Raw genomic sequence first — 24,868 nt, 5'->3', positions numbered from 1 at the left:
GGCTGCTTACGAAGAAGCGTGATCTACCATCTAATGCTTAAAAATAGAGCTTAATGGATTGGATCATGCTTGATAAAAAATGGAGAGGGTGTCCCAACGGTCTATTGGCTTAGGGGCACCCTCTTTTGTGTATCCTTTTTTTGTGAAAATGGGCTAGTTTTATAATTTAAAACGTTTGACCTCTTCTAATAGAAGGTCTGCATGAGAATCAAGTTTGGCAGAAAGGTCAGCAATTTTGTTCATGGCATGACCTTGTTCTTGCACGGAGGAAGCTACTTCCTCGGTAGAGGCTGCGCTTTGCTCAGAGACAGCGACAACGCTGGATATGACATCGGAAATATGTCCAGCATTCACACGGAGATGTTCTGCAGCGGCAGAAACGTCCTCAATTTGGGCAAGCATATGCTGAGAGGCACCACGTATGGATTCAAATGCCTGTCTTGTTGCAATAGCAGCTTGCTCCTGTTCTACAGTTACAGCAAGAGCCTTCTTCATTTCCTCTGCGCTTTGTACTCCCGCAATTTTAATTTCTTCCAGCTTACTCATAATATTGTCACTGGAACTGCCCGCTTGTTCGGCCAGCTTTCTCACTTCTCCCGCGACGACAGCAAAACCTCGTCCGTGTTCCCCGGCCCGTGCTGCTTCGATGGATGCATTGAGAGCCAGCAGATTTGTTTGTGCGGCAATATCGTGGATAGCTCCGGCTAGCCGTTCAATATCCTGAGTTTTCAGCGTGAGCGAATCTACCGCTTCTCCTGCTGCAGTAGTCGTTTGTCTGGACTCGGCTGCCAGTTTTGCTTGACGCTCTGCTGTTTCATATCCGGCGAGTACGGCAGAATCCGTTTCGAATACGGCAGTTTGGGTCCATTTAACACTTTCACCAATCTGATTGATGGAGCCTGTCATGTGTGTCAGCTTTTCAGAACCGGAATATACGGCTTCTGCTTGGTCGCTCGCTCCTTGAGCCAGCTCCTGAACTGCACTGGAAATTTGTGACGCAATGCTTCCCGTATCTTTAGCGTGTTGATGCATATCATGGGAAGCGGAACTAACATCGCTAGCTGTATCGGATACCTTGCGCAACAGGTGAGATAGATTGTCAGACATGAGGTTAAAATCTGTCCCCAGGCTGGCGATCTCATCTTTGCCCTTAATATCCACACGAGCAGTCATATCGCCTTCAGCTATCCGTTTAACGTTTGCTTGGAGTCTGCGAATCGGCTTGATAAAGTTGTTGGCCGCCCAGATCGCCAGCAGCATAGCAGCAACTAAAATGATAGCCACAGTAATAATCAACTGATTACGAGTGGAGTAATACTCCTGAAAAGCGATATCTTTAGAAATGGATAGTCCTACAATCCAGCCTGTGCTAGGCATCCTTTTAAAATAAAGCTGACGGTCACTGCCGTTGTAGCTATAGTCTGTTTTTCCCGAAGCTGTGCTGAGCAGGACCGCGGTTGATGATCCTAATTCGGGGGTTTCCTTGAGATTTTTACCGGCCAGCTTGCTGTCTGGGTGTGCGATCACAACTCCCTTTTGGTCAATCAGAAATGCATAGCCCAATCCATTCAGATTTATGCTTTTAATCATTTTAGTCATATCGTTCAGCATAATATCCTCGCTGATTACTCCGGTGATCGAGCCGTTGGAATCCTTGAGAGGTTTGGCAATGGAAATGGTGAAGTCATTGCTGCCTGCATCAGTGTAGGGTGAGGAATAATACATTTCTCCCTTGGTTTTGGCGTCCTTGTACCACGGACGTGTGCGAGGGTCATAATTGGCTTCAAACCATCCAGATCCATCCCAGTAAGCTCCATCTTCAAAGCCTGCATAAATGTTGGAAATATTTTGATCCTTATAATTTTGAAAAGCTGCTTTCAGAGATACTATTTTGGCATCTGATGAAATATCGCTGGATTCCAGACTCGCAGCTAACGTTTCAATAATTTCAGCTTTGCCACCTGTCCATCCATCGAGCTGATTGACGGTCTCGGAAGCTTTGCTGTTCATAAGCTCTTGGATATCATGGTTGGCCTGATTTTTTACACTGGTCATGCTAATGACGGACAAAGGCCCAGCTGCAACGATAACAATGCAAGTGAAGAGGAGAATAAGCTTCATTTTTAAATTCATGTAACGACCCCCGATGTTTCAGAAATGTGAAAGCTTAGTATAGTGCTTTGTACTTATATCGTCAGATTGATTGTGTTTGTTTATTGTTTTCATTCGTTTTCATCATTTTTTTACAATGGTTATTTATGGGGCAGCTCAGTCTGGCGGGAAGGATTAAAGTAGAGGTACAGGCATATACTTAAAGGAGGCTAGTCCGGTAAGGGGGTACAAAATGGACCAATTAACGAAAAATAGACTGTTCCGGTATGGCATATGGACGCTGCTGGGGCTTGTTATTCTATATTTTATCTGGCTGCTGAGACCTTTGTTTTTGCATTTGTATGAATTTTTGAAAACAATCATTGCTCCATTTGCAGTAGCGATGATCATTTCCTATGTACTTAACCCTGTAGTCAGTATGCTGGGCGGGCGAAAGGTGCCTCGAAGTGTAGCAGTACTGCTCATTTACGCTGTGTTTTTGGCCAGTCTTATTGTTATCCTGATGAATCTGATTCCAATGTTCATTGAACAACTGGATGAGCTGAATGAGCATCTGCCTGAATTGACTATACATGCACAGGGACTCATGACGAATATGGACAACGGTATTTTGCCCCAAGGGGTGCGAACAGGGATGAATCAATGGTTTTTCCAACTGGAGAATCGGATGGCTACTGGGATTTCCACCTTTATGGACAACATCGGTGGAATGATCAACATACTGTTCAATGTGTTCATTGTCCCTTTTCTCATTTTTTATATTTTAAAGGACTTTGACGTGTTCGAACGGACGATTGTATCTTATCTCCCGCGTTCTCGTCGTAAGGCGATTGTATCGGTGCTTAAGGAAATTGATCAGGCGCTTGGCAACTATGTCAGGGGCCAACTGCTGGTATGCGTCATTATTGGAGTGATGGCGTATATCGGATATATGCTGATTGGCATGCCTTATGCGCTACTGCTGGCCGGAGTGGTGGCTATTTTTAATATTGTTCCGTATTTGGGTCCTTTTTTGGGCGCTGCACCAGCAGTAATTATGGCATCTACCGTTTCCTTGAAAATGGTGCTTTTAGTCGTAGTTGTTAATGCCTGTATTCAGGTACTAGAGAGTAATGTTATCTCTCCTCAGGTAGTGGGACGCACGCTGCATCTGCATCCGCTATCCATTATTTTCGCTCTGCTAGTAGGTGGGGAAATTGCGGGAGTTGCTGGCTTGATCTTGGCAGTTCCTGTGATGGCGGTTCTAAAGGTAGGGCTTCAGCATTTTTTTGCATATTACGTGAAGCGAAAAACGATCTAATTTCGTCTCTATCCCGCATACCTGCTGTCTGAAATCGCGTTGACACGGCTAAATGACACGGATATACTGAATTGAGTATGTTTAAATGTGTTTATCCAGTAGGGAAAGCTCATTTCGGAGTGCGGGCTGAACCCGCCGGGATGCTCCCGTTACCAGTGAAAACAAGGCGATCGATCGTCCGTTAAGCAGATGTTGGTGTGCGCTTGCACATGTAGCATTTCGTACAGAGGGGACGACGATAACCAGGGTGGTACCGCGATACAATCGTCCCTGATCTGTTCAGGGGCGTTTTTCTATTTTTTATGGCCTGTGCCAGAAACCAGTGACACCATAATTAGGAGGCTACTTATATGAAAGCTAGTGAAATCCGCTCCAAATGGCTGGAGTTTTTTGAAAGCAAAGGACATGTGATTGAACCAAGCGCACCGCTTGTTCCACACAAAGATCCTTCCCTGCTGTGGATTAATGCGGGTATGGCGCCCCTTAAGCCTTATTTTGACGGACGTGTAAAACCAGAAAATCCACGTATCGCCAACTCGCAAAAATGTATTCGGACGAACGACATTGAAAATGTTGGTAAAACGCGTCGCCATCACACGTTTTTCGAAATGCTCGGTAATTTTTCCATTGGCGACTATTTTAAGGAAGAAGTCATCACATGGGCATGGGAATTTCTGACGGACCCGAAATGGATCGGCTTTGATCCAGAGCGTCTGGCTGTAACGGTATATCCTGAGGATGAAGAAGCGTACAAGCTGTGGAATGAAAAAGTCGGACTTCCGGCTGAACGTATCATCAAACTGGAAGACAATTTCTGGGATATCGGTGAAGGCCCTTGCGGCCCTTGTACGGAAATTTTTTATGATCGTGGCGAAGCCTACGGCAGCGACATGACAGACCCCGAAATGTATCCAGGGGGAGAAAATGAGCGTTATCTGGAAGTGTGGAACCTCGTATTCTCACAATTCAACCATAACAAAGATGGCAGTTACACGCCGCTTCCCAATAAAAATATAGATACAGGGGCTGGTTTGGAGCGTTTTGCATCCATTTTGCAAAATGTGGATTCCAACTTTGATACCGATATCTTCCAGCCATTAATCCAAAAAACAGCTGCAATGGCAGGCGTTAAATATAACGACAATGTGGATAGTGATGTGGCTCTCAAGGTCATTGCTGACCATGTTCGTACCGTTACTTTCGCGATTGGTGACGGTGTACTTCCTTCCAATGAAGGACGGGGTTACGTCATTCGCCGTTTGCTGCGCCGGGCTGTTCGTTATGGAAAAATGCTCGGCATGAACCGTCCATTTATGTTTGAACTGGTGGAAACTGTTGGAGATATCATGGGTGTATACTACCCTGAGGTCGTGGACAAGCGTGATTTCATCATCAAGGTGATTAAAACGGAAGAAGAACGTTTCCATGAAACATTGACAGACGGATTAGCCATTTTGGCTGAGATTAGTGCTCAGGCAAAGGCCGAAGGCCGCGATGTCATTAGCGGAGCAGATGCTTTCAAGCTGTATGATACGTATGGGTTCCCATTCGATCTCACAGAGGATTATGCGGACGAGCAGGGCTTGAAAGTAGACCGTGAAGGCTTTGACGAAGCAATGCAGGAACAGCGTCAACGTGCGCGTGATGCTCATCAAGACAATGCCAGCATGAAGATACAGGGTGGAGCTTTGTCCGATCTGGCGGTTAAAAGTGATTTTGTTGGATATAATGACCTCGTAACCGAGTCCAAAATTGTGGCAATTGTATATAATGATATGCTGGTGGATAGTGTTAGTGAAGGGCAGTCCTGTCAGGTCGTGCTGGATGTGACTCCTTTCTATGCCGAAAGCGGCGGGCAAGTCAGTGACCATGGCTTACTGCGTGGCGGAACGGTAACGGCGAAAGTCGAAGGGCTGTTCAAGGCGCCGCAAGGTCAGCATGTACATCAGGTCGTTGTAGAGGCTGGTGAGCTGAACGTAGGCGATACGGTAAAAGCTGAAGTTGATCAGGCTTCGCGTGGTGAAATCGAGAAAAACCATACGGCTACGCATTTGCTTCACAAAGCGCTTAAAGAAGTGCTGGGTGACCATGTCAATCAGGCGGGTTCTTTGGTAGAACCTGGGCGTCTGCGTTTTGACTTCTCTCATTTTGGTAGTATTACTCCAGAAGAGCTGGCAGATATTGAACTGCGGGTTAACCGTGCCATCTGGAGCCAATTGGATGTAACTATTGAACTGAAACCGATTGATGAAGCCAAGGCACTTGGAGCGATGGCGCTGTTTGGTGAAAAATATGGTGACATCGTAAGAGTCGTTAAAGTCGGCGATTACAGCATCGAGCTATGCGGAGGATGTCATGTCAGCAATACCTCGCAAATTGGCTTGTTCAAGCTTGTAAGCGAGAGCGGCATCGGATCAGGAGTACGTCGTATTGAAGCGGTGACCGGACGTTTTGGTTTTGAATATATGGAAGGTCAATTAGAGCTGCTGAAGGTGTCAGCTGGACTTGTCAAATCCAAGCTGTCCGAGGTGCCAAAACGCATTGAATCTTTGCAGCAACAAATTAAAGACCTCAGTCGTGAAAATGAATCACTGCAAAGCAAGCTGAGTGCTATTGAGGCGGGTCAGCTGACAGATCAGGTCGTGCAGGCTGGTGGAGTACAGTTGTTGGCTGCACGCGTGCAGGCTTCCAGCATGGATGCACTTCGTGCTATTGCTGATGAGCTGAAAAGTAAGCTTCCTACAGCTGTGCTGGTATTAGGCGCTGCAATGGACGACAAAGTTAATTTTGTCGTTGCTGTCCCGGCTGAACTTACCAAAGCAGGACTTCATGCAGGTAAGCTCGTAAAAGAAATTGCGGCCATATGCGGCGGCGGTGGCGGCGGACGACCTGACATGGCGCAAGCCGGGGGTAAGGATGCCAGCAAGCTGGACCAAGCGCTTCAACGTGCACATGAACTGGTGTCAGCAGCTGCACAAGGATAAAGTTCGATAATTTTTGCGGGATTTTGGAAAAAAACGGACTTAGACATTTCCTTGAAGGGCTTTGCTTATGGTATGATATAAAAGAATAAGCTGGCATAAACATGTACACATGTTTTGTGGAAGCGAGGTGTCAACAATGGATTCCATGGACAAAACGGTCAAATTTAATGTCAAGGCGGATGAGAAGGAAGCTTCTGCTCAGGAGATTTTGTTGACCGTATATGATGCGTTGGTAGAAAAGGAATACAATCCGATCAATCAAATCGTCGGGTATTTGTTATCCGGTGATCCGGCTTATGTGCCACGGCACAATAATGCTAGGAGCCTGGTGCGCAAAAAAGAACGCGATGAATTGATTGAAGAGCTGGTTCGTTTCTATCTCGCTAAGCACCGTTAGGAGACAGGCATGAAAGTAATGGGATTGGATTACGGGGATCGCCGAATTGGGATCGCCGTAAGTGATGCCTTCGGCTGGACCGCCCAAGGATTGGAAGTCATAGAACGACGCGGTGACGACAGCGAGTTCGGTAAAATTGCAAATTTGGTTCGTGAACATGAAATTGGTGAGGTTGTTGTAGGCTTGCCGAAAAATATGAACGGAACCGTGGGTCCACGCGGTGAGATTTGCATCGAGTTTGCGAACCGGCTCAAGGAGTTACTGGGTTTACCCGTTCACCTTTGGGATGAACGGCTGACGACGCGTTCGGCAGAGCGTGCGCTTCTGGAGGCCGACGTCAGCCGCAAAAAACGCAAGCAGGTGGTAGATAAGCTGGCCGCAAGCCTGATCTTGCAAAATTATTTGGACGCACACAGTACAAGGTGAGGGGGATTTCGTAATGGCTGAAAATCAAGTGGGTATGGAAGAAGAGCCGGAAATTATTTATATTGCCGATGACGAGGGCAACGAGGAAGAGTTCGAGGTCATTATGAAGTTTGAGGTAGATGGTTCTGAATCAAAGTACATGATGGTTGCGCCAGTGGACCCTGAAGCTGATGAGTCCGATGTGTACGCCTTCCGTTACGAAGAAGAAGGCGATGATATTAAATTGTTTGTGATCCAAGACGATGCCGAATGGGAAATCGTCGAAGAGACCTTTAATACATTTGTAGAGGAAGAAGAAGAGGAAGACGGGAAATGACGAGCTATTCACGTGAAGACCTGAGTTGGACCTCTGATTTGAAGGAAGCATTTGATGGCGATTTAGAGTTGCAGGATGAACAGGGTCATGCGATACGCATGGAGCTGGAAGCAGAGTTCAAGGTGGGCGAGCAACGGTACGCTGTATTGCGTAGACCTGGGGCTGCTGCTGGCGAACATGAATTATATCATGTAAGCTCATCCACAGACGGCGAAATCTCCATCACCACCATCGAAGATGATGATGAGTGGGAAGATATTTCCGAGCTGTACGACGAATTTACGTTGCCGGAAGAGCTGTAAGTCTGGATAACGAGGAGATCAAACCTGAAAGGGCGGAGACCAGTCCGCCCTTTTTGGCTGTGAAGGAGTTGGGTGGATGTGAAGCGAAGGACAAGGATGCTTACATTGCTTCTACTGCTTGTTTGTATAGCAGTAGGTGCAATCCTCTATATATGGAATGCCATGCAGCCTGTTCAGCCGAAAACACAACCCGTTGCTTTTACGGTGGTAAAGGGTACGGGAACATCGGCTATTGCAGATACGCTGGAGCAAAAGGGACTTATACGTAGTGCGCTCGTGTTTAAGGCTTATGTAAAATTTAAACAGCAAGGAAACGCATTTCAAGCTGGAAAATATGAGGCGCAGCCTGGCTCGACCTTTGATCAGCTGATTGCCAAGCTATCGGCTGGGGACGTAGTCAAAGAGGAAATGATCCGGTTTACAATCCCGGAGGGTTTTACGATTAGACAGATGGCTGATAAGCTGCAAAAGGAAGGCCTGGCAGACCGGCAGCAATTTTTGCAGCTGGCCAACGATCCGTCCGCTTTTGACGTCGCGCTAGTGCGGGACATACCAAAGCAGGCGGGGCTTCGCTATGCGCTGGAAGGCTACCTTTTCCCTGAAACCTATGAACTGAAAAAGGGAAGCACGACCAAGGATATCATTCAGACGATGCTGGAACAGACGCAAAAACGTCTGGATACCATTTCTGACTTGGATGCTGGGTTACAGCAACGGGGTGAAACGCTGCATCAGCTGCTGACGGTTGCTTCTCTGGTAGAACGCGAGGTGGTTGTAGATGATGAGCGGCCTATCGTAGCTGGCGTTATTTATAATCGTCTTCAACAGGATAAAAAGCTGGAAATTGATGCTACAGTTCAATATATGCTGGACAAGCAAAAGGAACGACTATATTACAAGGATTTGGCTGTAGAAAGTCCTTATAATACGTATATGCATCAGGGACTTCCACCTGGACCGATTGCAAGTCCCAGCCTAAAATCAGTAGTAGCGGCCCTACAGCCAAAATCTACAGATTATTTATTTTATGTGACCAAAAAAGATGGGACACATAAACATTTATTTGCCAAAACGTATAAGGAACATTTGCATAACATTCAGATAAGTAACCGTAAGACAAATTAGGAGGTGAGCCTATGGCTTACAAACCCGAACTGCTGGCAACTGCCAGTTCTCCGGAGGATGCCCGCCATATGCTGGAGGCAGGAGCTACAGCATTGCTTATAGGAGATGACCGTTTTGGCATGCGACTGCCAGGACATTTTACACCCGACCAAATTCGTGAGGTTGTGGAAGAAGCACGAAAGCATGCGGCGCAGGTATATGTTTCTATGACGAATTTGATGACGAACGAGCTATTGCCACTTCTGCCGGAGTATGTGCAAACTATAGCTGGATGCGGCGTAGATGCGATTGAGTTTAATGATCCAGCAGTGCTCATGGCTGTGAAGGAGTATGCTCCTCATCTGAAGCTCTTCTGGAACGGAGAGATGATTTCTACCAACTTCGCAACCGCCAACTATTGGGGGGAAAAAGGGGCATCACGTGTCATCTTGGCTCGTGAGCTCAGCATGGATGAAATTACAGAAATGATTCCAAAGTTGAACATAGAAGCACAGGTTCAGGTTCATGGAATGACCAATATTTATCACTCCAAGCGTAAGCTTGTTCAAAGCTATATGCTGCACCAAGGTCGCACGGTAGAAGGAGATCTTGGCAGAGAACGCGGCCTGTTTCTGATTGAAGCAGAGCGGCAGGAAGAGAAATTCCCCATTTACGAAGATATCAACGGAACACACATTATGAGTTCGGATGATTTTTGTATTATGGAAGACCTGCATATTCTGATGGAGGCAGGCGTGCATAGCTTTAAGATTGAGGGCTTGTTGAAACCTACAGCTTATAATGAAGCAGTGGTCCGTGCTTATCGTAAAGCAATAGACAGTTATATAGCCGATCCGGATGCTTATGTCTATGAGGAAAGCTGGCTGGATGAGGTGCGCCGTCTTCAAGACCCTGAACGGGAACTTTCCTTCGGATTTTTCTACAAAGAGCAGGTTTATTAATTACAAAAATGAATGTACAGAGGGGGGAACGTCATGGGAACGATCACCAAAACGAGAAAATATACAGGTAAACGGAATCGTCTGGATAAGCCAGAGCTGTTGGCTCCTGCCGGAAATCTGGAAAAGCTGAAGTTTGCCGTTCACTATGGCGCGGATGCTGTATATATTGGTGGACAAAAATACGGTCTGCGTTCTAACGCCGATAATTTCAGTTTTGAAGAAATGCGTGAAGGTGTGGAATTCGCCAACAAGTATGGTGCTAAGGTGCTTGTGGCGACTAATATCTATGCCCACAATGAAGATATTGCCGGAATTGAGGAATACTTGCGCAATCTGTATGAAGTAGGAATTCATGCCGTTATCGTCGCTGATCCGGCCATTGTATCCGTGGCATTGCGGGCTGTTCCTGGATTGGAAGTGCATTTGAGTACACAGCAGTCCACGCTGAATTGGCAGGCGGTAAAGTTCTGGAAAGACGAGGGGCTGCCGCGTGTGGTACTTGGACGTGAAACTAGCCTGGAGGAAATCGAAGAAATTAAAAAGCATGTGGATATCGAAATTGAAGCTTTTGTCCATGGTGCGATGTGCTCTTCATTCTCTGGTCGCTGCGTGTTGTCCAATCACTTTACAGACCGGGATTCTAATCGTGGAGGATGTTGTCAGTCTTGCCGCTGGAAATATGATTTGTTTGAAGATGCCCGCCCAGGTGAGGTCTGGATATCTGAGGAAGAGGCGCAGGACAACAATGTACTAAAACAGTTCCAGCTTGGCGTTAACCAGCTTCCATTGTTTGAAGAGAGCGATAATGCTTTTTCTATGGGTTCCAAGGATCTATGTATGATTGAAAATATTCCTGATCTGATTGATGTCGGTGTAGACAGCTTTAAAGTGGAGGGACGTATGAAGTCCATTCACTATGTGGCTACAGTCGTAAATGTCTATCGTCAAGCAATTGATTCGTATATGGCTGATCCTGAAAATTATGTACTCAAACCAGAATGGATTGAAGAAATTAATAAGGCAGCCAATCGTCCGTTGAATACAGGATTTTTCTATGATACTCCGGACCATGAGGATCATATTTATGAGCCGGAAGAAAAAGCAGTTCCTTATGATTTTGCCGGATTGGTCATGGATTACGATGCTGCAAGCGGCATTGCAACGATTCAACAACGTAACCATTTTAAACCAGGCCATGAAATCGAATTTTTCGGTCCGAACGGAACGTTTTTCAAACAAACGGTCGGCACGATCTGGGATGAGGAAGGCAACGAATTAGATGCTGCACGTCATCCGCTTCAACGCATTAAAATGAAGGTAGATCAGCCTGTATCGTATTTTGATATGATGCGCAAAAAGAAGTAAATAAGCCTTAAGTCACGGGTTAAAAGATTCGAAAGCCTCTCCTATCGGTTGGAGAGGCTTTTTTTTGAATAGTTTTCTAGGAAAAAAGTTTCACAAAATTTAGTTAGTACTCGAAGGAAAGCTACATTCCTTGTCGAATAGTTCCGATAGAGACTATATAGATAATAGATACATAAAGGATGACGTGGAACAAGAAACTAATTATATGGTGGTAGGTGAGAGAAATGGGTTTTCGGAAAAAAGAGGGGAATGCAGCAAAAAGGCAACCTAAGAAAACGGACCAAATGAAGGGCTTGAAAGGAAGTAAAGTGACAACGGACAAAGGGGAGCAGACGGTTGTGATGTCTTCGAAGGCTACTCCCCGGGTAGCTAAGGTCTTACGTAAATGCACATACAAATTAAAGCGTTTACTTAAGCCTGAAAGATACAGTAAGGATTTTATGCATTTGGTCAAAAACTATAATCCGATCCGATCGGTTGGAATGAAGTTGTTTCTGATCTTTTTTGCTGCCATTATGTTATTCGTGGTCAGCTTGGGGATGCTCTCTTACTACAGAGCTAAAAGTACGATTGAACAAAACGCAGCTACTGCGTATCAGCAAACAGTTCAGCAAACTTCAGAAAAGCTTGATATTATTTTAGAGCGCTTTCAAGATACCTCAACACAGGTGTTTTTTGATAGTGAGTTAAGCGATCAGTTACAAAAGGCTGTTAAGCAAGATAAGAATCCCTTTGCATCTTTTGTTGCTATGGGCGAAGTAAACAAGAAATTAACGAATATTGCTTTTACAAATAAAGCGATTGATTCATTGTACTTGTACCCGGAAGAAACCAGTTTAGCTGCAATGGGTACCGGAACACAAAAGGATGTACGGCAGGAAGAGTGGTTTAAGGATATTTTAAAAAATAAGGGAATGGTTTGGCTCCCTACGCAGGTGAATGACAATGGCAGCAAGACCTTTCGTCTGGCACGCTCCATGAACAGCATGTCCGGGTTAGGAGGGACTTATGTTCTGGTTATGGATTTAAAGGCCAGTGCGGTGGAGGACGAGTTGAAAGGTATTAATTTGGGCTCAGGTAGTATGATTAGCCTTGTGACGGACAAGGGGGAGTTTGTAGGCTCTAACAATGAGAGCTTGGCAGGAGGAAAGACAAAGTTGGATTACGTTTCCAAGCTTGAAGGGGTCGAAGGAAATCAAATTATGGAGCAGGTAGCAGATGGCAAAAAGCAAAGTGTGCTTACAGTTCATAATACACTGGGAACTTCCAAGTGGATTCTCGTGGGTGTAGTACCTGTATCTGAATTGGTGAGAGACGCGAAGGGGATCCTTACCACAACCTGGATATTTGCTGCGGTAGCGGCACTGATCGCATTGTTCATTGGTCTGTGGATGGTACGTCTTGTGGCTCGCCCATTGACACACCTAAAGGATTTAATGATTGAGGGTGCCAAAGGCAACTTGCAAATTCGAACAAAGTATAAGGCACAGGATGAGATTGGACAGTTGTCTGAAAGTTTTGATACGATGATGGGGCAAATTACACTGCTGGTAGAACAGACGAATGCATCAGCACAGGAGGTACTGAATACAGCAACGGAACTGAGCGATGCCTCGAAGAAGACAGCTCTTTCTGCCAAAGAAATTGCGGCCGCCACAGAAGAGATTGCTCATGGCGCCGCCAGTTTGGCAACAGAGGCCGAACGTGGCAGCGAGCTTACTGGGAATATATCACAGCAAATGGACACGGTGATGACTTCCAATTATGAAATGAGTTTGGTCGCACAAGAAGTTGAACAATCCAGTGAAAAAGGGACAATTCAACTGAAAAATCTATTAAGCAAGACTAAAGTTACAGAAGAAACTACGCATGCTCTAGTGGGCAAAGTAGATGAACTGAAACAGACAACTTCCGATGTCTTTAAGGTGCTGGACGTATTGCAGGATATTGCTAAACAAACGAACATTTTATCACTGAATGCGACCATTGAAGCAGCGCGAGCAGGAACAGCCGGACGTGGTTTTATGGTGGTAGCCAATGAGGTTCGTCAGTTGGCTGAACAATCACGTCAAGCCATTCGTACGGCTACTGGAATCACTAATAACATCGTTAATGAAATGAATGAAACGGTGCAGGCATTATCTGAAGTGTACCCATTATTCCGGGAGCAGATGGGTGCCGTACAAGAAACGACGGACATTTTCCAATCGGTGCAACAGCAAATGGGAGAGTTCGCGCTTCGGTTAGGAACAGTCACCGCCTCCATTCATCATTTGAGTGAATCGCAGACTACTTTGTCCGAGGCAATGACCAATGTAAGCGCGGTAGCTGAGCAATCCTCCGCTACTTCGCAGGAAGTCGCTTCTCTCAGTACTGAGCAGGCCAATATTGGCAATCAGCTGGTAGGCTTGTCTGATCAGTTGGAAGGGGTATCGGTAAATTTGAAAGAACAGCTTTCAAGATTTACAGTGTAGATGTTACAAAACCGCGGAAGTCAGGAGTGTTTACTACTTCCTGCGGTTTTATGTTTTTTGATGTAGGTATGCCTTACAATCTCACAAGAGGGAAAGCGGATTATGAATACAAACACAAAACTGGCTTGGGTGGTTCTAGCCATGACTATTTTTATAACAGTCTATTATTCGTTAGGCGAAATTTTAGATTGGAGCCCAGAATCAGACATCACTAGCTTTCAATAATTCGGTAACCCATTCAACATTACATGTTGAGTGGGTTTTCTTTTTTCATCATCGGACATACTACTGGAAAAATGATGAAAGAAGGATGAGTGTGTCTAGGCGTGATAGCAGTTTCACTCGTCAACGTCGAATTGCATATGTAGCCCTGGGAATCATGGCATTGCTGCTGATTTTATTGTTCCGACTGGCTTGGATCCAGGGGACAGCGGGCATTCATTTGTCATTTTATGGGGGACGTTCGCTTAAAGAAATGTCAGCCCGTCAAAGACAGGAAGGGATTGCTATCGATACTGGGCGTGGACAGTTTACAGACCGATACGGGCAACCCCTGACTGGAGGAGTCGTATGGACGCCAGTGCTTTTTCCCGATGTAGATGGCCGAGCAGCTTTGCATGGACAAGAATTGGCTAAGCTGCTGCATACAAGCAAAGGGCAACTACTGACACGCTGGAAGGCACTGCAATCCCCGCTCATATGGCGGGATGGACGCGGAGAGCCCGTACAAATTCATCGGAATGAAGCGGGCAGACTGCTGAAGTTAGCCCCTTCGCTCATAGAGCTTGTACCGTATGCACAACGCTATAGGGACTTGCCCAATGGCAGACAATGGCTTGGTTTTCTATATGAACGTGGTGAACGAACAGGTGAACTGCCGATGGGGGCAGCTGGGCTGGAAAGAACACTGGAGCCGCTGTTAAGCGGCGTTGGTGAGACATTCGTCTCTCGGTATGTAGATGCGCAACGTCGTCCATTGACGCATGTGCCGCTTCGTGTCACTGCTCCATCCAATGGTCACTATCCATTACAGGTACAGACTACAATTGATCTCCCGTTACAGGAACAGATTGAGAAGCTGACAGAATCTAATCATTTGGCAGAAGGGGCAGTGGTTGTGCTTGATGCTGGCAATGCAGATGTTATGGCGATGGTGTCTCGTCCCTTTTATAATCCCAGTCATGTTGATCCACAGCAAAAAACAGACTGGTCTAATCGTGCCCTCAAAGCGGTCACGCCTGGTTCCATTTTTAAATTGGTTACGGCAGCGGCTGCACTCGAATCAGGCGTGGTCCAACCGCAGGAGCAATTTCATTGTCATGGAGCCTATGGCAAGTACGGATTGGCATGCTGGAAAAAAGAAGGACACGGAACCCTGAACCTGGAGGAAGGGCTTGCCGTATCCTGTAATAGTGTGTTCGCCCATCTTGGCGAACGGCTTAACGCTGAGCAAATTCAGGCCGCAGCCTCTGCACTGGGATTGAGTCGAACCGTGGGCTGGCAGGATCGGAACCTGGCAGGTCTACCTCATTTCAGACCGCTGGATCATGAAGAAAAGGGAGCCGTATTCGGCTCCCATACGAATGCGTCTGATCCGGGCGTACGTGTACAGACTGCTATCGGTCAGCGTGATGTGCTGGTGACGCCTCTTCAAGCAGCCAACCTCATGGTTACCTTGCTGCACGATGGCCATGTACATGCACCGCGGATCGTAAAACGCATCAGCTACGCAGACGGAAGCACCTTGCTGGAGTTACCTGCTCACGCTGCTCCTTTACTCCAAGGCAGCCGCTCGATTCGCACATTCACGGCTCATGCACTTCGTGGAGCAATGGAACAGGTCGTGGCGCAGGGTACAGGCGCCTCCTTGCGTAATAGAACATGGAAGCTGGCCGGCAAATCGGGTACGGCCCAAGCTTTAAACAACGGTCACCCCGTAAATCACCAGTGGTTTGTTGGTTACGGTCCGGTAGAGCGGCCCCGTTATGCGGTTGCCGTTCTTGTACAGAATGCTTCAACACATGCTGCAAATCGAGCTACAGCACTGTTCGGTCAAGTAATGGATCTGCTAGCTCAATCCTCCTGAGTTCCGCGAGTAGCTGCACGCTCCTCCTCCTGAATTTTGACGATAAACGGAGGCTCGTCAAATTCCTCAGTCGGAAACCGAATCCACTGCTGTAGATAGCCTTGTTGCCACAATTCCTTGAGCAAAATGATCAGAATGGGAGACAGAATTAATCCGGCCAACCCAAAAATGGATAACGATATAATGGCAAAGGAAAGCATCAGATAGGCAGAAGACACGCCGATGGAATTACCAGTAATTTTAGGCTCTGCCAGTTGGCGGACGATCACGGTGACAGCCATGACAATAAGCAATCCTATCGCCAAGCCGGTGTTGCCTGTGATGAACAAATACACTGCCCATGGAATAAAAATAACAGGCACACCCAACAACGGCAGGATATCAAATAAAGCTGCTACGAGCGCCAACGATAGGGCATTATCCACTTGCAAAATGAGTAAACCTATTAATACGAGAATAAAGGTAATTCCTACCAGTAAGGCCTGAGCCTTGAGAAAGGCGGAAATAGCTTTGAGTACGTGATTTTTCAAAAAAAGATATGCAGTTTTTAGGGTCTTAGGCGTTTTACTGCGGGCAATTCCTTTCCAGAGATTAATTTCCATACTTAAAAAGAACGCCAAAATGATTGCAACCGCAAAGTTGCCCATAAAAACAGTGAAAGAGCTAAGGAATTGTATGAAAAAAGATAACCCTAGCTGTGCCCATTTTGTAGCAATTGTGGTCGCAGTCGAAAAATATTCATTTACACGTTCAGTAACACCCGGAGGTAATGCAGCAATTTTATCTTGTGAAAGATGTAGAAACCGCGTGAATTCCGTTTGGATAATCTGGGTATAATGTGGGAGGTTCTGCGCGACTTTTGTAAATTGGGTAACCAGGATCAGACCCAATCCGAAAAAAATTGCCAGTAATAAGATGATGAACAGCAATACGGAGAGTGCAGAGGCAAAGGGCTTTTTCATGCCTTTGCGATGAAAATAACGGGCAGCAGGTTCAATACACCAAAACACGACGAATGAAAGGAACACAGGTGCTGCTAACTGATACAGTTTGCTGGATACGAACATAATTAAATACACGGTTAACACGATCAGTCCGATATCAAAAACAGTGCGCCAATATTTTTTGTACAATGGAAGCATATGTATACAACGACTCCTTTAAGATTTTTATTTATTGTACACTAAATCGGACCTCAATGCCGGGCATATGCAATGGCGAAATCTCGGCATGCTTACGACATTGTGATAACATATAAGTAAGTGAGTTTTCCTCAGGAAGCCTGCTTGAAGTTCAGAATAGAAAAGTGGGGATAAAACGTGCAGACTTTGCTGTTATGGATGTTTTACATTTCAACTTTTTATGCTTTTATTCCGGCACTGCTTAGTCGTATATTTGGTTTCCGGGTGTTCCAGCGCGGCAAAAGTGACCAAGAATATGCACTAACCTTTGATGACGGTCCTGACCCAGTCTATACGCCACAGCTACTCGACTTACTCAAGCGTTTTGATGCCAAGGCTACCTTTTTTGTTGTAGGGATAAATGCCGAAAAGCACCCTGAGCTTCTGAAACGTATGCATGATGAAGGTCATCTAATCGGTATTCACAATTATGTACACAAATCGAATTGGCTCATGCGGCCTGTTACGGTCAGAAAACAAATTGCCCAGACAGAGTCCATTATCCGTCGAGTAACTGGGGAGGGAACGACCTTTTATCGCCCGCCTTGGGGAATTGTGAACTTTTTTGATATTTCCAAAGACAATGGTCGTCGAATCGTTTTATGGTCCTCCATGTTTGGTGACTGGAAGGCCAGTGTTGGAGCGAAGCAACTAGCGGAAAGAATGCTCAAAAAGCTAAGAGGTGGCGAGGTGATGCTGCTCCATGACTGTGGAACGACATTGGGGGCAGACGCAGAAGCACCACAAAATATGCTAATTGCGCTAGAGAAGCTATTGATGGTCGCTCAGGAACGACAATTACGCAGCGTACGCGTGGATACATTGTTTTGCCGTCAAGCTGGCAATCAACCTACTATCTCCGGGGTGTCCAGTACAGACTGGATGAAAAGAACGATGGTATTCGGATGGCTACTATACGAGCGATTATTTCACGTCTTGTTCCGCCTTCGTCCTGTCAGCAAGGATGACACAATTTTTTATTATCGTCGCCGTATCTATCATGGGCCGAATATAAACATGGAGAACGGTAGGTGGTTGGAAAAAGGCGACCCCATCATTGAGCTTCATTTTGACAATAAAATGTTGTTTCAATTGGGATCGACGGCTAAGTCCTTGGTACATCTGGCTATTCAATTGATTCGGATTGTGAAAAGACAACTGCCTGATCTTACCCAACGGGTTGTGCACGATTCTAGAATGAAGGGTGTAAAGGCGATCTATGCAGTAAGTATGATTCATCGAGGGCCTGAAAAATTAGGCTTTCAAGTTAGAGAGCTTCCACAAGGACTGTTTAAGCATATGTCTACTGTATATTTAAAGCTGTTATATCGTATCATCCATCCTTCGGGTTCAGAGCAATTGAGTGAAAAAAAAGAGGTTATGGTACCAAAACTAATTGTGATGCCCATTGATATCTTATTTGATCGTTTCCAACAGGCAGATTTGTACCAGTCAGGCCATGCTTTTGACCCAACGGACCAAAGAGACGAGGCTCATACACTTAACAGTGAAATGACCGAAGAGATAAGCCCTATTCACACTTCAGTCAGGGCTTCACATGCAGCGAATACAGGACCAAGCAATTGACCTAATAGAGAAAGCCTCTCGATCCTTAATTAAGGGGCGAGAGGCTTTTTAGTGTTAATAACATAATCCTATCTTGGCAAAGCATTTAGATTTTCATAATTCCGCCGTTACTTGCGTTCGTCACCAGCTTGGAATAACGTGCCAGATAGCCCGTTTTCACTTTCGGCTCGAAGCCTTTCCAGTTGGCGCGACGACGTTCGAATTCTTCATCCGTAATCTGAAGCTCAATCTTACGATTGTTCAGATCCAGCTCGATGATATCGCCGTCCTCAACAAAAGCGATAGGTCCGCCTTCTGCTGCTTCAGGGGAAATATGACCGATGGAGATACCACGGGAAGCACCTGAGAAACGTCCGTCTGTAATCAGACCAACCTTGGCACCAAGCCCCATGCCCACGATTTGTGAAGTTGGAGCAAGCATCTCAGGCATACCCGGTCCGCCCTTAGGACCTTCATAGCGAATAACAACAACATGCCCTTCGGTGATTTTACCGTTAGCGATGCCAGCCAGTGCATCTTCCTGTGAATCAAAGCAGATGGCAGGACCTTTGTGATAACCGCCAACAGAAGGATCAACCGCTCCGACTTTAATAATGGAGCCTTGTGGTGCCAAATTGCCGAACAATACGGCCAGACCACCACGCTCGGAATATGGGTTGTCCAATTTGTGAATGACGTTAGTGTCCAGAATTTCCTGACCCTCTACGTTTTCACGAATAGTTTTTCCGGTTACAGTAATACAGTCACCATGCAATGCGCCCGGTTTCTTCAGTAGTTCATTCAGCACTGCGCTTACGCCGCCAGCATTATGAACATCCTCAATGTGATAATCGGAAGCAGGTGCCAATTTGGACAAATGAGGTACACGATTGGCAACTTCATTAATGCGTTCGATTGGGTAGTCAACCTCAGCTTCATGGGCAAGTGCCAATGTGTGCAATACGGTATTCGTAGAACCACCCATCGCCATATCCAGTGCAAATGCATTATCAATGGCTTCTTTAGTCACGATATCACGTGGTTTCAGATCGAGCTTAATTAATTCCATCAATTGGCGTGCAGATTGTTTAACGAATTCTTTGCGTTCTTCTGCTACTGCGAGAATGGTGCCGTTACCTGGCATAGCCAGCCCCATCGCTTCTGCGAGACAGTTCATGGAATTCGCTGTGAACATTCCTGAACAGGAGCCGCATGTTGGACAGCCGTATTGTTCTAACTCAAGCAAACTTTGATCATCGATCTTACCCGCCTGGAATGCACCTACGCCTTCGAAGACGGAAGTCAGGGAAATAGAGCGTCCGTTCTTGTCTTTACCAGCTTTCATAGGACCGCCGCTGACGAAAATAGTTGGAATGTTAACACGCAATGCCCCCATCATCATCCCAGGGGTAATTTTATCGCAGTTAGGAATACATACCATACCGTCAAACCAGTGAGCGGAAACGACAGTTTCCAGAGAGTCTGCAATAATTTCGCGACTTGGCAGAGAATAACGCATACCGATGTGTCCCATCGCAATGCCATCATCTACACCAATAGTGTTAAATTCGAAAGGTACACCGCCTGCGTCACGAATGGCCTGCTTGACAATTTTGCCAAATTCCTGCAAATGGACGTGGCCCGGTACGATGTCAATATACGAGTTGCATACCGCAATAAACGGTTTGTCAAAATCTTCTTCCTTGACACCCGCTGCGCGCAGCAAGCTGCGGTGAGGAGCGCGGTCAAAGCCTTTTTTAATCATATCGGAACGCATTTTCGTCTTAGCTGTCATGATGCTGGTTTCCCCCCAAAGTATAAAAATGGTATGGTTCAATTGAACGCCGTAATAGCGCAGATGTTTTCTAAAGAGTCTATCATAGTTGTGCGCATTTTTCTACATATATGAGGATTTTTGAAAGAGTATAGAATTGTTCTGAAAGCAACAACATATAGATATGAATAGTTTTATTAATCTATATATTGCATCTGCGAGGATTTAAATTTAATTCTTTGCGACTCTCTGATTCTGATATGTTGGGATAGCGGAAAAAAGGAAGAGCCCATTCCGTAAATAAAACGGATGGGCTCCAGCTTGTTTTTATATTAAAAGGAGGGTGGAATTTTGAAACTACATTTTAATTTCTGCCACCTTTACGACCGATGTCTCTGTAAAAATTTTTGTCATGCGACTCAGCTGTAGCATCGCCGCCTTTTTTGCCGATTTCCTGATAAAACTCTTTATCATGTGAGTTTGCGGTTGCTTGTCCGCCTTTCTTGCCAATCTCCTGGTAAAATTCCTTATTGTGCTTCTTGGAGGTAGCTTCCCCACCCATACGGCCTGCTTCTTCACGACTCATTTTTCCCTGATTTTGATTACGTGCCATTACAAATCACTCCTTATTAAAAAGTTGTTTTTTGTTGCGCGTATCTTTTACTTACCACATCTTGCCTGTATGAAACAGGTGCTATGCGCTAAGTAAAGAAGGGGAAACAGGCCTCCATTTTCGTCTGTAGGCGGGTTGTCGCGTGTGGATCGTGAAATAAAGATGAATAAAAAAATTATGCAGACCGTCTAAAAAGATAAGGAGCTGGCTTCAGCATCCACTCAACCTGTGGCTCAATTAGAGGCCGAGTTGCAGTTCGAACCCAAGGCATGGTCAACAGACAGCACAGACCTGCGGCACACACCAGAATCAACATAACCTCCACAGGCGTATCTATATACTCGTAAACTCCTTTTGCAACAACGGTACGGACGATTAAGCCATGAAGTAAAAAGACATATAATGTACGCCGTCCCATTTCGGTTATACGTCCCGTGACGGCTGGAACAAAGCTTAGAAACGCCATAGATGCTATCCATTGAACTCCATAAATGCCCATGCGATAAATCCCGGCGTACCATTCGGTATGGCCCAGTTCACCATAAGTCATGTTGCCATACAGCCAGCCTGCCGGGATGCCAAAATATGATGTTCCCGCCAGTACCAATAGCAGAAGAGATATCATGCCAGCGACTATACGGACTGGTGCTGTGAAGAAGCGGCGAACGTCCGCATAATTCAAATGGTAACCTGCTACAAAGTAAGGTAAATATACAAAGGTTCTGCATACGCTTAGCCATATCCCGTCCACGGGAAGATATCCGACAAGGATACCCAGCAGCACGGATATGCCCAGTTGGAAGACAGGTGGTATTTTCTGAAAAGACAGCATCAGCAGTCTCCAACAAATGTGGCTGGCAAGGAACCAGAGTAGCAGATAAGGCGCAAAAAAAGAATGATGGATATGGGGAACGTGGAAAATTACAACATCCAAGATGGAATAAAGAGATTGGAAAATCAAATATTGCATACCGATCTGAAGCAGAACCTTTTGTCCTGCGAGACCTGTCAAATTTGTTTTGGCAAAGTAACCTGTAACGAGTACAAACAACGGCATATGAAACATGAATATCCAGCTGAACCATTGTTGGGCAATATGAAGCGAACCAACTAATGGCTCCAAAGCGTTTCCTGCAAACACGCATATAATCAACAGAAATCGCAAATTGAGAAAGAAGTTTTCCCCTTGTATATCATGGCTTGTCGTCATGTGTTTCCCTCCGAACGGCTTCTGCCGGATAAACTATTTAAAAAATAATCTTTACAAGGAACAAGGTACGATACTCTGGACTTCAACATTGTGATTTAATTCACAATAGTAAGCGTTATCATGTCCTTATTATGTGGCGAAAGCTTGAACACGGAATAAGGATGGGCTCATGCCTGGAAATGTGTGCTCATTTGACCCTGTATGTGCAACGATGTTACCCTAACAAGGTTATAGCTATGCTAATGAATACAGCACCACCTTTTATATTCAAGCTAAGAATCATGAGGTACGAACGACGAAAGGAACTTTTACAATGAGAAGAAGAACAAGAAGATCATACAATTCATATGGGACGCGCGCTCCTCGGAAAATATGGAAAATTCTTTTAGGCATCCTAGTTGTCATCGTGCTATTCGCGGGTTGGGGGGCATGGAAGGTATTTACGCCCTATCAGCCTGATGAGACAGCTGCGGCTGCATTAGCCGAAATAGCAGATACTGTGAAAATAAGTGAACAAGAGCATTGGATAAGCTTTGAGCCTGCCAAAAGAAGCGGATCGGGAGTCATTTTGTACCCAGGGGCGTTGGTTAAACCCGAAAGTTATGCCCCCTTGGCACGCCGTCTGGCAGAAAAGGGGCATCATGTGATCATTGGAAAAATGCCATTAAACCTTGCATTGATCTCTCCGGATTTGGCGAATGAAGTGCTAAAGACGTATCCGAAAGAAACATTTGTTATTGGCGGGCATTCGTTAGGTGGTGTGATGGCGGCTCGATATGCAGCTGCACATCCTGATCAGGTCAAAGGTGTATTTTTCCTTGCTTCCTACCCGGATAATAAGGGCAATTTAAAGGATAGACATCTTCCAGTTATTTCTTTACTGGGAAGTGATGATGGTGTCATCCAGATGAAAAATGTCGAAACTGGGAGAACTTATTTACCCGCCAATACGCTGTATTTTACAGTCGAAGGGGGGAACCACGCCCAATTTGGCAGTTATGGTGCCCAGAAAGGGGATAATCCAGCGAAAATTAGTGCCGTAGAGCAATGGAATCAGACGGTAACAGCTTTACAGGACTGGATGAAAGAAAGTGTGGATTCCGCTCCCAAGAATCAGTAAAGGAGGTGTAGGGCATGTCTGTGCTGATCGTGCAGGGGAAGCGATATCCATGCCGCGGCATCTTATTTGATAAAGATGGTACATTGCTGGACTTTCTTCAGTTGTGGGGCCCCTGGGCTCGTTCTATACTGGATATGATGGAGCAGCATCTTGTCGTGGCGGGAGCTGGTTTTACGATGGAAAAAGGCGATATTCTTGGCACTGTTCACGATCAGGAGGGACGTGTGATCGGTTACGATCCTTCTGGTCCGCTGGCAATGGGGACGGTGGACGAAAGTACGGGGGTGCTGGCTTGGCAGCTTTATACTGCGGGTATACCGTGGAATGAAGCTGTGCGGCTTGTTCGAGAATTTAATAAAACAGCGATGGCTGACGTCCGCCGGCATCGGGCAGTGAAGGTGTTTCCAGGGTTGCGGACCTTATTGGAGCAAAGTCAACATGCCGGAATAAAGCTGGCGGTTGTGACCTCTGATAGTACGGAGGCTGCACAAGAGCATTTGGAGTGGATGGGGCTGACGCCCTATTTTGATGCGATCGTCGGACATGATAGAGTTACCTACGGCAAGCCTGATCCAGAAATGACTGAAAAAGCTTGCGCGTTACTAGGACTATCGCCGGCAGATGTAGTAGTGATTGGAGACAGTAACGGAGATATGCAGATGGGCAAGCGTGCCGGAGTACAGCTAGCCATTGGATTTGCGCCGGAACTGGAACGGTCCAGACATTTGCTGGATGCGGATAAGGTTGTTCGTGGATATGAAGAGTTGGAGGTGTGTAGAGCATGAAAGAAAATACGTTGGCGGAATGGATACAACAAGCGCAGAATATTGTTTTTTTCGGTGGTGCAGGGACATCGACGGAAAGCGGTATTCCAGATTTTCGTTCGGCAGCAGGCTTGTATCAGAGTGAGGAACAATTGCCGTATTCTCCCGAGGTTATGCTTAGCCGCTCTTTTTTTGTGAAGCATCCTGAAGTATTCTTCGACTTCTATCGCAGCAAAATGCTGCATCCCGATGCGGAGCCGAACGGCTGTCATCATTTTCTCGCGTCTTTGGAAAAGCAGGGCCGTCTGAAAGCGGTTGTGACGCAAAATATTGACGGATTACATCAGGCAGCAGGCAGCGTAAATGTACTGGAGCTTCACGGCTCGGTACATCGCAATTACTGTATGGAATGTGGACGCTTTTACAGCCTGGAAGAAGTGATGAACAGCTCCGAGGTTGTACCTAAATGTCCGGTAGATGGAGGAATGATCAAACCGGATGTTGTTTTATATGAAGAGGAGTTGAATCAGGACACCATAATTCAATCCATTCAGGCCATTTCTCAAGCAGATTTGCTGTTAATTGGAGGAACGTCACTGACCGTGCATCCTGCGGCAGGCTTGATTACTTATTTTCGCGGTAAACATACGGTGCTGCTGAATACAGACCCCACCTCGTATGATCACAAGGCAGACCTTTTGCTCACTGAACCGATCGGTAAGGTTATGGAAAAACTCGCTCATGAATTGGGTCTGTAATCGTTTTCTTGTCAACGCCCGGATAAAAGCGCTATGATGATGTTGTGATGGACA

The 24,868-nt window shown here is 45.9% G+C and carries 20 protein-coding genes; 15 read left to right on the top strand and 5 right to left on the bottom strand.

Going from position 1 to position 24,868, the window contains the following annotated elements:
• Positions 1-159: 159 nt before the first annotated feature.
• On the bottom strand, positions 160-2,133 hold the full coding sequence (locus tag ABEW32_RS25025) for a methyl-accepting chemotaxis protein (RefSeq protein WP_430192831.1): 1,974 nt from the start codon (positions 2,131-2,133) through the stop codon (positions 160-162).
• Positions 2,134-2,344: 211 nt separating this feature from the next.
• On the opposite strand from ABEW32_RS25025, the gene ABEW32_RS25020 reads away from it, so the two are divergent.
• From ABEW32_RS25020 to ABEW32_RS24970, 11 genes are all read left to right on the top strand, one after another.
• Positions 2,345-3,412: an AI-2E family transporter gene (locus ABEW32_RS25020; protein ID WP_430192829.1), complete on the top strand. Its 1,068-nt coding sequence runs from the start codon at positions 2,345-2,347 to the stop codon at positions 3,410-3,412.
• Positions 3,413-3,762: 350 nt separating this feature from the next.
• On the top strand, positions 3,763-6,396 hold the full coding sequence (gene alaS, locus ABEW32_RS25015) for an alanine--tRNA ligase (RefSeq protein ID WP_430192827.1): 2,634 nt from the start codon (positions 3,763-3,765) through the stop codon (positions 6,394-6,396).
• Between the two features lie 136 nt (positions 6,397-6,532).
• The gene (locus ABEW32_RS25010) at positions 6,533-6,793 is read left to right on the top strand and encodes an IreB family regulatory phosphoprotein (RefSeq protein WP_007431624.1); all 261 of its coding nucleotides are present in this window, start codon (positions 6,533-6,535) and stop codon (positions 6,791-6,793) included.
• A 9-nt stretch (positions 6,794-6,802) separates the two neighbouring features.
• Positions 6,803-7,219: a Holliday junction resolvase RuvX gene (gene ruvX, locus ABEW32_RS25005; protein ID WP_063212034.1), complete on the top strand. Its 417-nt coding sequence runs from the start codon at positions 6,803-6,805 to the stop codon at positions 7,217-7,219.
• Positions 7,220-7,232: 13 nt separating this feature from the next.
• Entirely contained in the window at positions 7,233-7,535 is a 303-nt protein-coding gene (locus tag ABEW32_RS25000; protein ID WP_430192825.1) for a DUF1292 domain-containing protein, read from the top strand.
• On the top strand, positions 7,532-7,837 hold the full coding sequence (locus ABEW32_RS24995; RefSeq protein ID WP_430192823.1) for a DUF1292 domain-containing protein: 306 nt from the start codon (positions 7,532-7,534) through the stop codon (positions 7,835-7,837). Before ABEW32_RS25000 ends, ABEW32_RS24995 begins: the two co-directional genes overlap by 4 nt.
• A gap of 96 nt (positions 7,838-7,933) precedes the next feature.
• Positions 7,934-8,962, top strand: coding sequence for an endolytic transglycosylase MltG (gene mltG / locus ABEW32_RS24990; RefSeq protein ID WP_430192902.1), 1,029 nt, complete (start codon positions 7,934-7,936; stop codon positions 8,960-8,962).
• Between the two features lie 11 nt (positions 8,963-8,973).
• The gene (locus ABEW32_RS24985; RefSeq protein WP_430192821.1) at positions 8,974-9,903 is read left to right on the top strand and encodes a peptidase U32 family protein; all 930 of its coding nucleotides are present in this window, start codon (positions 8,974-8,976) and stop codon (positions 9,901-9,903) included.
• Positions 9,904-9,936: 33 nt separating this feature from the next.
• Positions 9,937-11,268 carry a peptidase U32 family protein gene (locus tag ABEW32_RS24980; protein WP_013372602.1) on the top strand — a complete coding sequence of 444 codons (1,332 nt, stop codon included), beginning with the start codon at positions 9,937-9,939 and terminating at the stop codon, positions 11,266-11,268.
• Between the two features lie 224 nt (positions 11,269-11,492).
• On the top strand, positions 11,493-13,742 hold the full coding sequence (locus ABEW32_RS24975; RefSeq protein ID WP_430192819.1) for a methyl-accepting chemotaxis protein: 2,250 nt from the start codon (positions 11,493-11,495) through the stop codon (positions 13,740-13,742).
• Between the two features lie 310 nt (positions 13,743-14,052).
• Entirely contained in the window at positions 14,053-15,828 is a 1,776-nt protein-coding gene (locus ABEW32_RS24970; protein WP_430192817.1) for a peptidoglycan D,D-transpeptidase FtsI family protein, read from the top strand.
• Here ABEW32_RS24970 and ABEW32_RS24965 read toward each other — a convergent pair.
• The gene (locus ABEW32_RS24965) at positions 15,816-16,970 is read right to left on the bottom strand and encodes an AI-2E family transporter (RefSeq protein WP_430192815.1); all 1,155 of its coding nucleotides are present in this window, start codon (positions 16,968-16,970) and stop codon (positions 15,816-15,818) included. The genes ABEW32_RS24970 and ABEW32_RS24965 overlap by 13 nt on opposite strands.
• Before the next feature lie 177 nt (positions 16,971-17,147).
• Between ABEW32_RS24965 and ABEW32_RS24960 the strand changes: the two genes are divergently transcribed.
• On the top strand, positions 17,148-18,596 hold the full coding sequence (locus tag ABEW32_RS24960; RefSeq protein WP_430192813.1) for a polysaccharide deacetylase family protein: 1,449 nt from the start codon (positions 17,148-17,150) through the stop codon (positions 18,594-18,596).
• A gap of 85 nt (positions 18,597-18,681) precedes the next feature.
• On the opposite strand, the gene ilvD is transcribed toward ABEW32_RS24960, so the two are convergent.
• From ilvD to ABEW32_RS24945, 3 genes are all read right to left on the bottom strand, one after another.
• Complete coding sequence (ilvD, locus tag ABEW32_RS24955; RefSeq protein WP_430192811.1) at positions 18,682-20,370, bottom strand: dihydroxy-acid dehydratase; 1,689 nt, start codon at positions 20,368-20,370, stop codon at positions 18,682-18,684.
• Between the two features lie 343 nt (positions 20,371-20,713).
• Positions 20,714-20,962 (bottom strand): KGG domain-containing protein, encoded by a 249-nt coding sequence (locus ABEW32_RS24950; RefSeq protein WP_013372595.1) that lies wholly within the window; start codon positions 20,960-20,962, stop codon positions 20,714-20,716.
• Between the two features lie 175 nt (positions 20,963-21,137).
• Complete coding sequence (locus ABEW32_RS24945; protein ID WP_430192809.1) at positions 21,138-22,172, bottom strand: acyltransferase family protein; 1,035 nt, start codon at positions 22,170-22,172, stop codon at positions 21,138-21,140.
• A 313-nt stretch (positions 22,173-22,485) separates the two neighbouring features.
• Between ABEW32_RS24945 and ABEW32_RS24940 the strand changes: the two genes are divergently transcribed.
• From ABEW32_RS24940 to ABEW32_RS24930, 3 genes are read left to right on the top strand one after another with little or no spacing between them, the layout of a single operon-like run.
• Complete coding sequence (locus ABEW32_RS24940) at positions 22,486-23,292, top strand: alpha/beta fold hydrolase (protein ID WP_430192807.1); 807 nt, start codon at positions 22,486-22,488, stop codon at positions 23,290-23,292.
• A 14-nt stretch (positions 23,293-23,306) separates the two neighbouring features.
• The gene (locus tag ABEW32_RS24935) at positions 23,307-24,077 is read left to right on the top strand and encodes an HAD family hydrolase (RefSeq protein ID WP_430192805.1); all 771 of its coding nucleotides are present in this window, start codon (positions 23,307-23,309) and stop codon (positions 24,075-24,077) included.
• Complete coding sequence (locus ABEW32_RS24930; RefSeq protein WP_430192803.1) at positions 24,074-24,814, top strand: NAD-dependent protein deacylase; 741 nt, start codon at positions 24,074-24,076, stop codon at positions 24,812-24,814. The genes ABEW32_RS24935 and ABEW32_RS24930 overlap by 4 nt, the downstream gene beginning before the upstream one ends.
• Positions 24,815-24,868 lie beyond the last annotated feature (54 nt).

The sequence above is a fragment of the Paenibacillus jamilae genome, assembly GCF_050482105.1.
GTDB lineage: Bacteria > Bacillota > Bacilli > Paenibacillales > Paenibacillaceae > Paenibacillus > Paenibacillus jamilae_B.
The sequence above is the reverse complement of the archived record's forward strand: the minus strand, read 5'-3'. Positions and strand labels throughout refer to the sequence as shown.

Coding starts and splice junctions, on each gene's coding strand:
- ABEW32_RS24980 (WP_013372602.1), top strand. CDS start 9,937: ATGGGAACGATCACCAAAACGAGAAAATATACAGGTAAACGGAATCGT.
- ABEW32_RS25025 (WP_430192831.1), bottom strand. CDS start 2,133: ATGAATTTAAAAATGAAGCTTATTCTCCTCTTCACTTGCATTGTTATC.
- ABEW32_RS24965 (WP_430192815.1), bottom strand. CDS start 16,970: ATGCTTCCATTGTACAAAAAATATTGGCGCACTGTTTTTGATATCGGA.
- ABEW32_RS24985 (WP_430192821.1), top strand. CDS start 8,974: ATGGCTTACAAACCCGAACTGCTGGCAACTGCCAGTTCTCCGGAGGAT.
- ABEW32_RS25010 (WP_007431624.1), top strand. CDS start 6,533: ATGGATTCCATGGACAAAACGGTCAAATTTAATGTCAAGGCGGATGAG.
- ABEW32_RS25020 (WP_430192829.1), top strand. CDS start 2,345: ATGGACCAATTAACGAAAAATAGACTGTTCCGGTATGGCATATGGACG.
- ABEW32_RS24945 (WP_430192809.1), bottom strand. CDS start 22,172: ATGACGACAAGCCATGATATACAAGGGGAAAACTTCTTTCTCAATTTG.
- ABEW32_RS25000 (WP_430192825.1), top strand. CDS start 7,233: ATGGCTGAAAATCAAGTGGGTATGGAAGAAGAGCCGGAAATTATTTAT.
- ABEW32_RS24970 (WP_430192817.1), top strand. CDS start 14,053: ATGAGTGTGTCTAGGCGTGATAGCAGTTTCACTCGTCAACGTCGAATT.
- ABEW32_RS24930 (WP_430192803.1), top strand. CDS start 24,074: ATGAAAGAAAATACGTTGGCGGAATGGATACAACAAGCGCAGAATATT.
- ABEW32_RS24940 (WP_430192807.1), top strand. CDS start 22,486: ATGAGAAGAAGAACAAGAAGATCATACAATTCATATGGGACGCGCGCT.
- mltG (WP_430192902.1), top strand. CDS start 7,934: ATGCTTACATTGCTTCTACTGCTTGTTTGTATAGCAGTAGGTGCAATC.
- ABEW32_RS24995 (WP_430192823.1), top strand. CDS start 7,532: ATGACGAGCTATTCACGTGAAGACCTGAGTTGGACCTCTGATTTGAAG.
- ABEW32_RS24935 (WP_430192805.1), top strand. CDS start 23,307: ATGTCTGTGCTGATCGTGCAGGGGAAGCGATATCCATGCCGCGGCATC.
- ABEW32_RS24950 (WP_013372595.1), bottom strand. CDS start 20,962: ATGGCACGTAATCAAAATCAGGGAAAAATGAGTCGTGAAGAAGCAGGC.
- alaS (WP_430192827.1), top strand. CDS start 3,763: ATGAAAGCTAGTGAAATCCGCTCCAAATGGCTGGAGTTTTTTGAAAGC.
- ruvX (WP_063212034.1), top strand. CDS start 6,803: ATGAAAGTAATGGGATTGGATTACGGGGATCGCCGAATTGGGATCGCC.
- ABEW32_RS24975 (WP_430192819.1), top strand. CDS start 11,493: ATGGGTTTTCGGAAAAAAGAGGGGAATGCAGCAAAAAGGCAACCTAAG.
- ilvD (WP_430192811.1), bottom strand. CDS start 20,370: ATGACAGCTAAGACGAAAATGCGTTCCGATATGATTAAAAAAGGCTTT.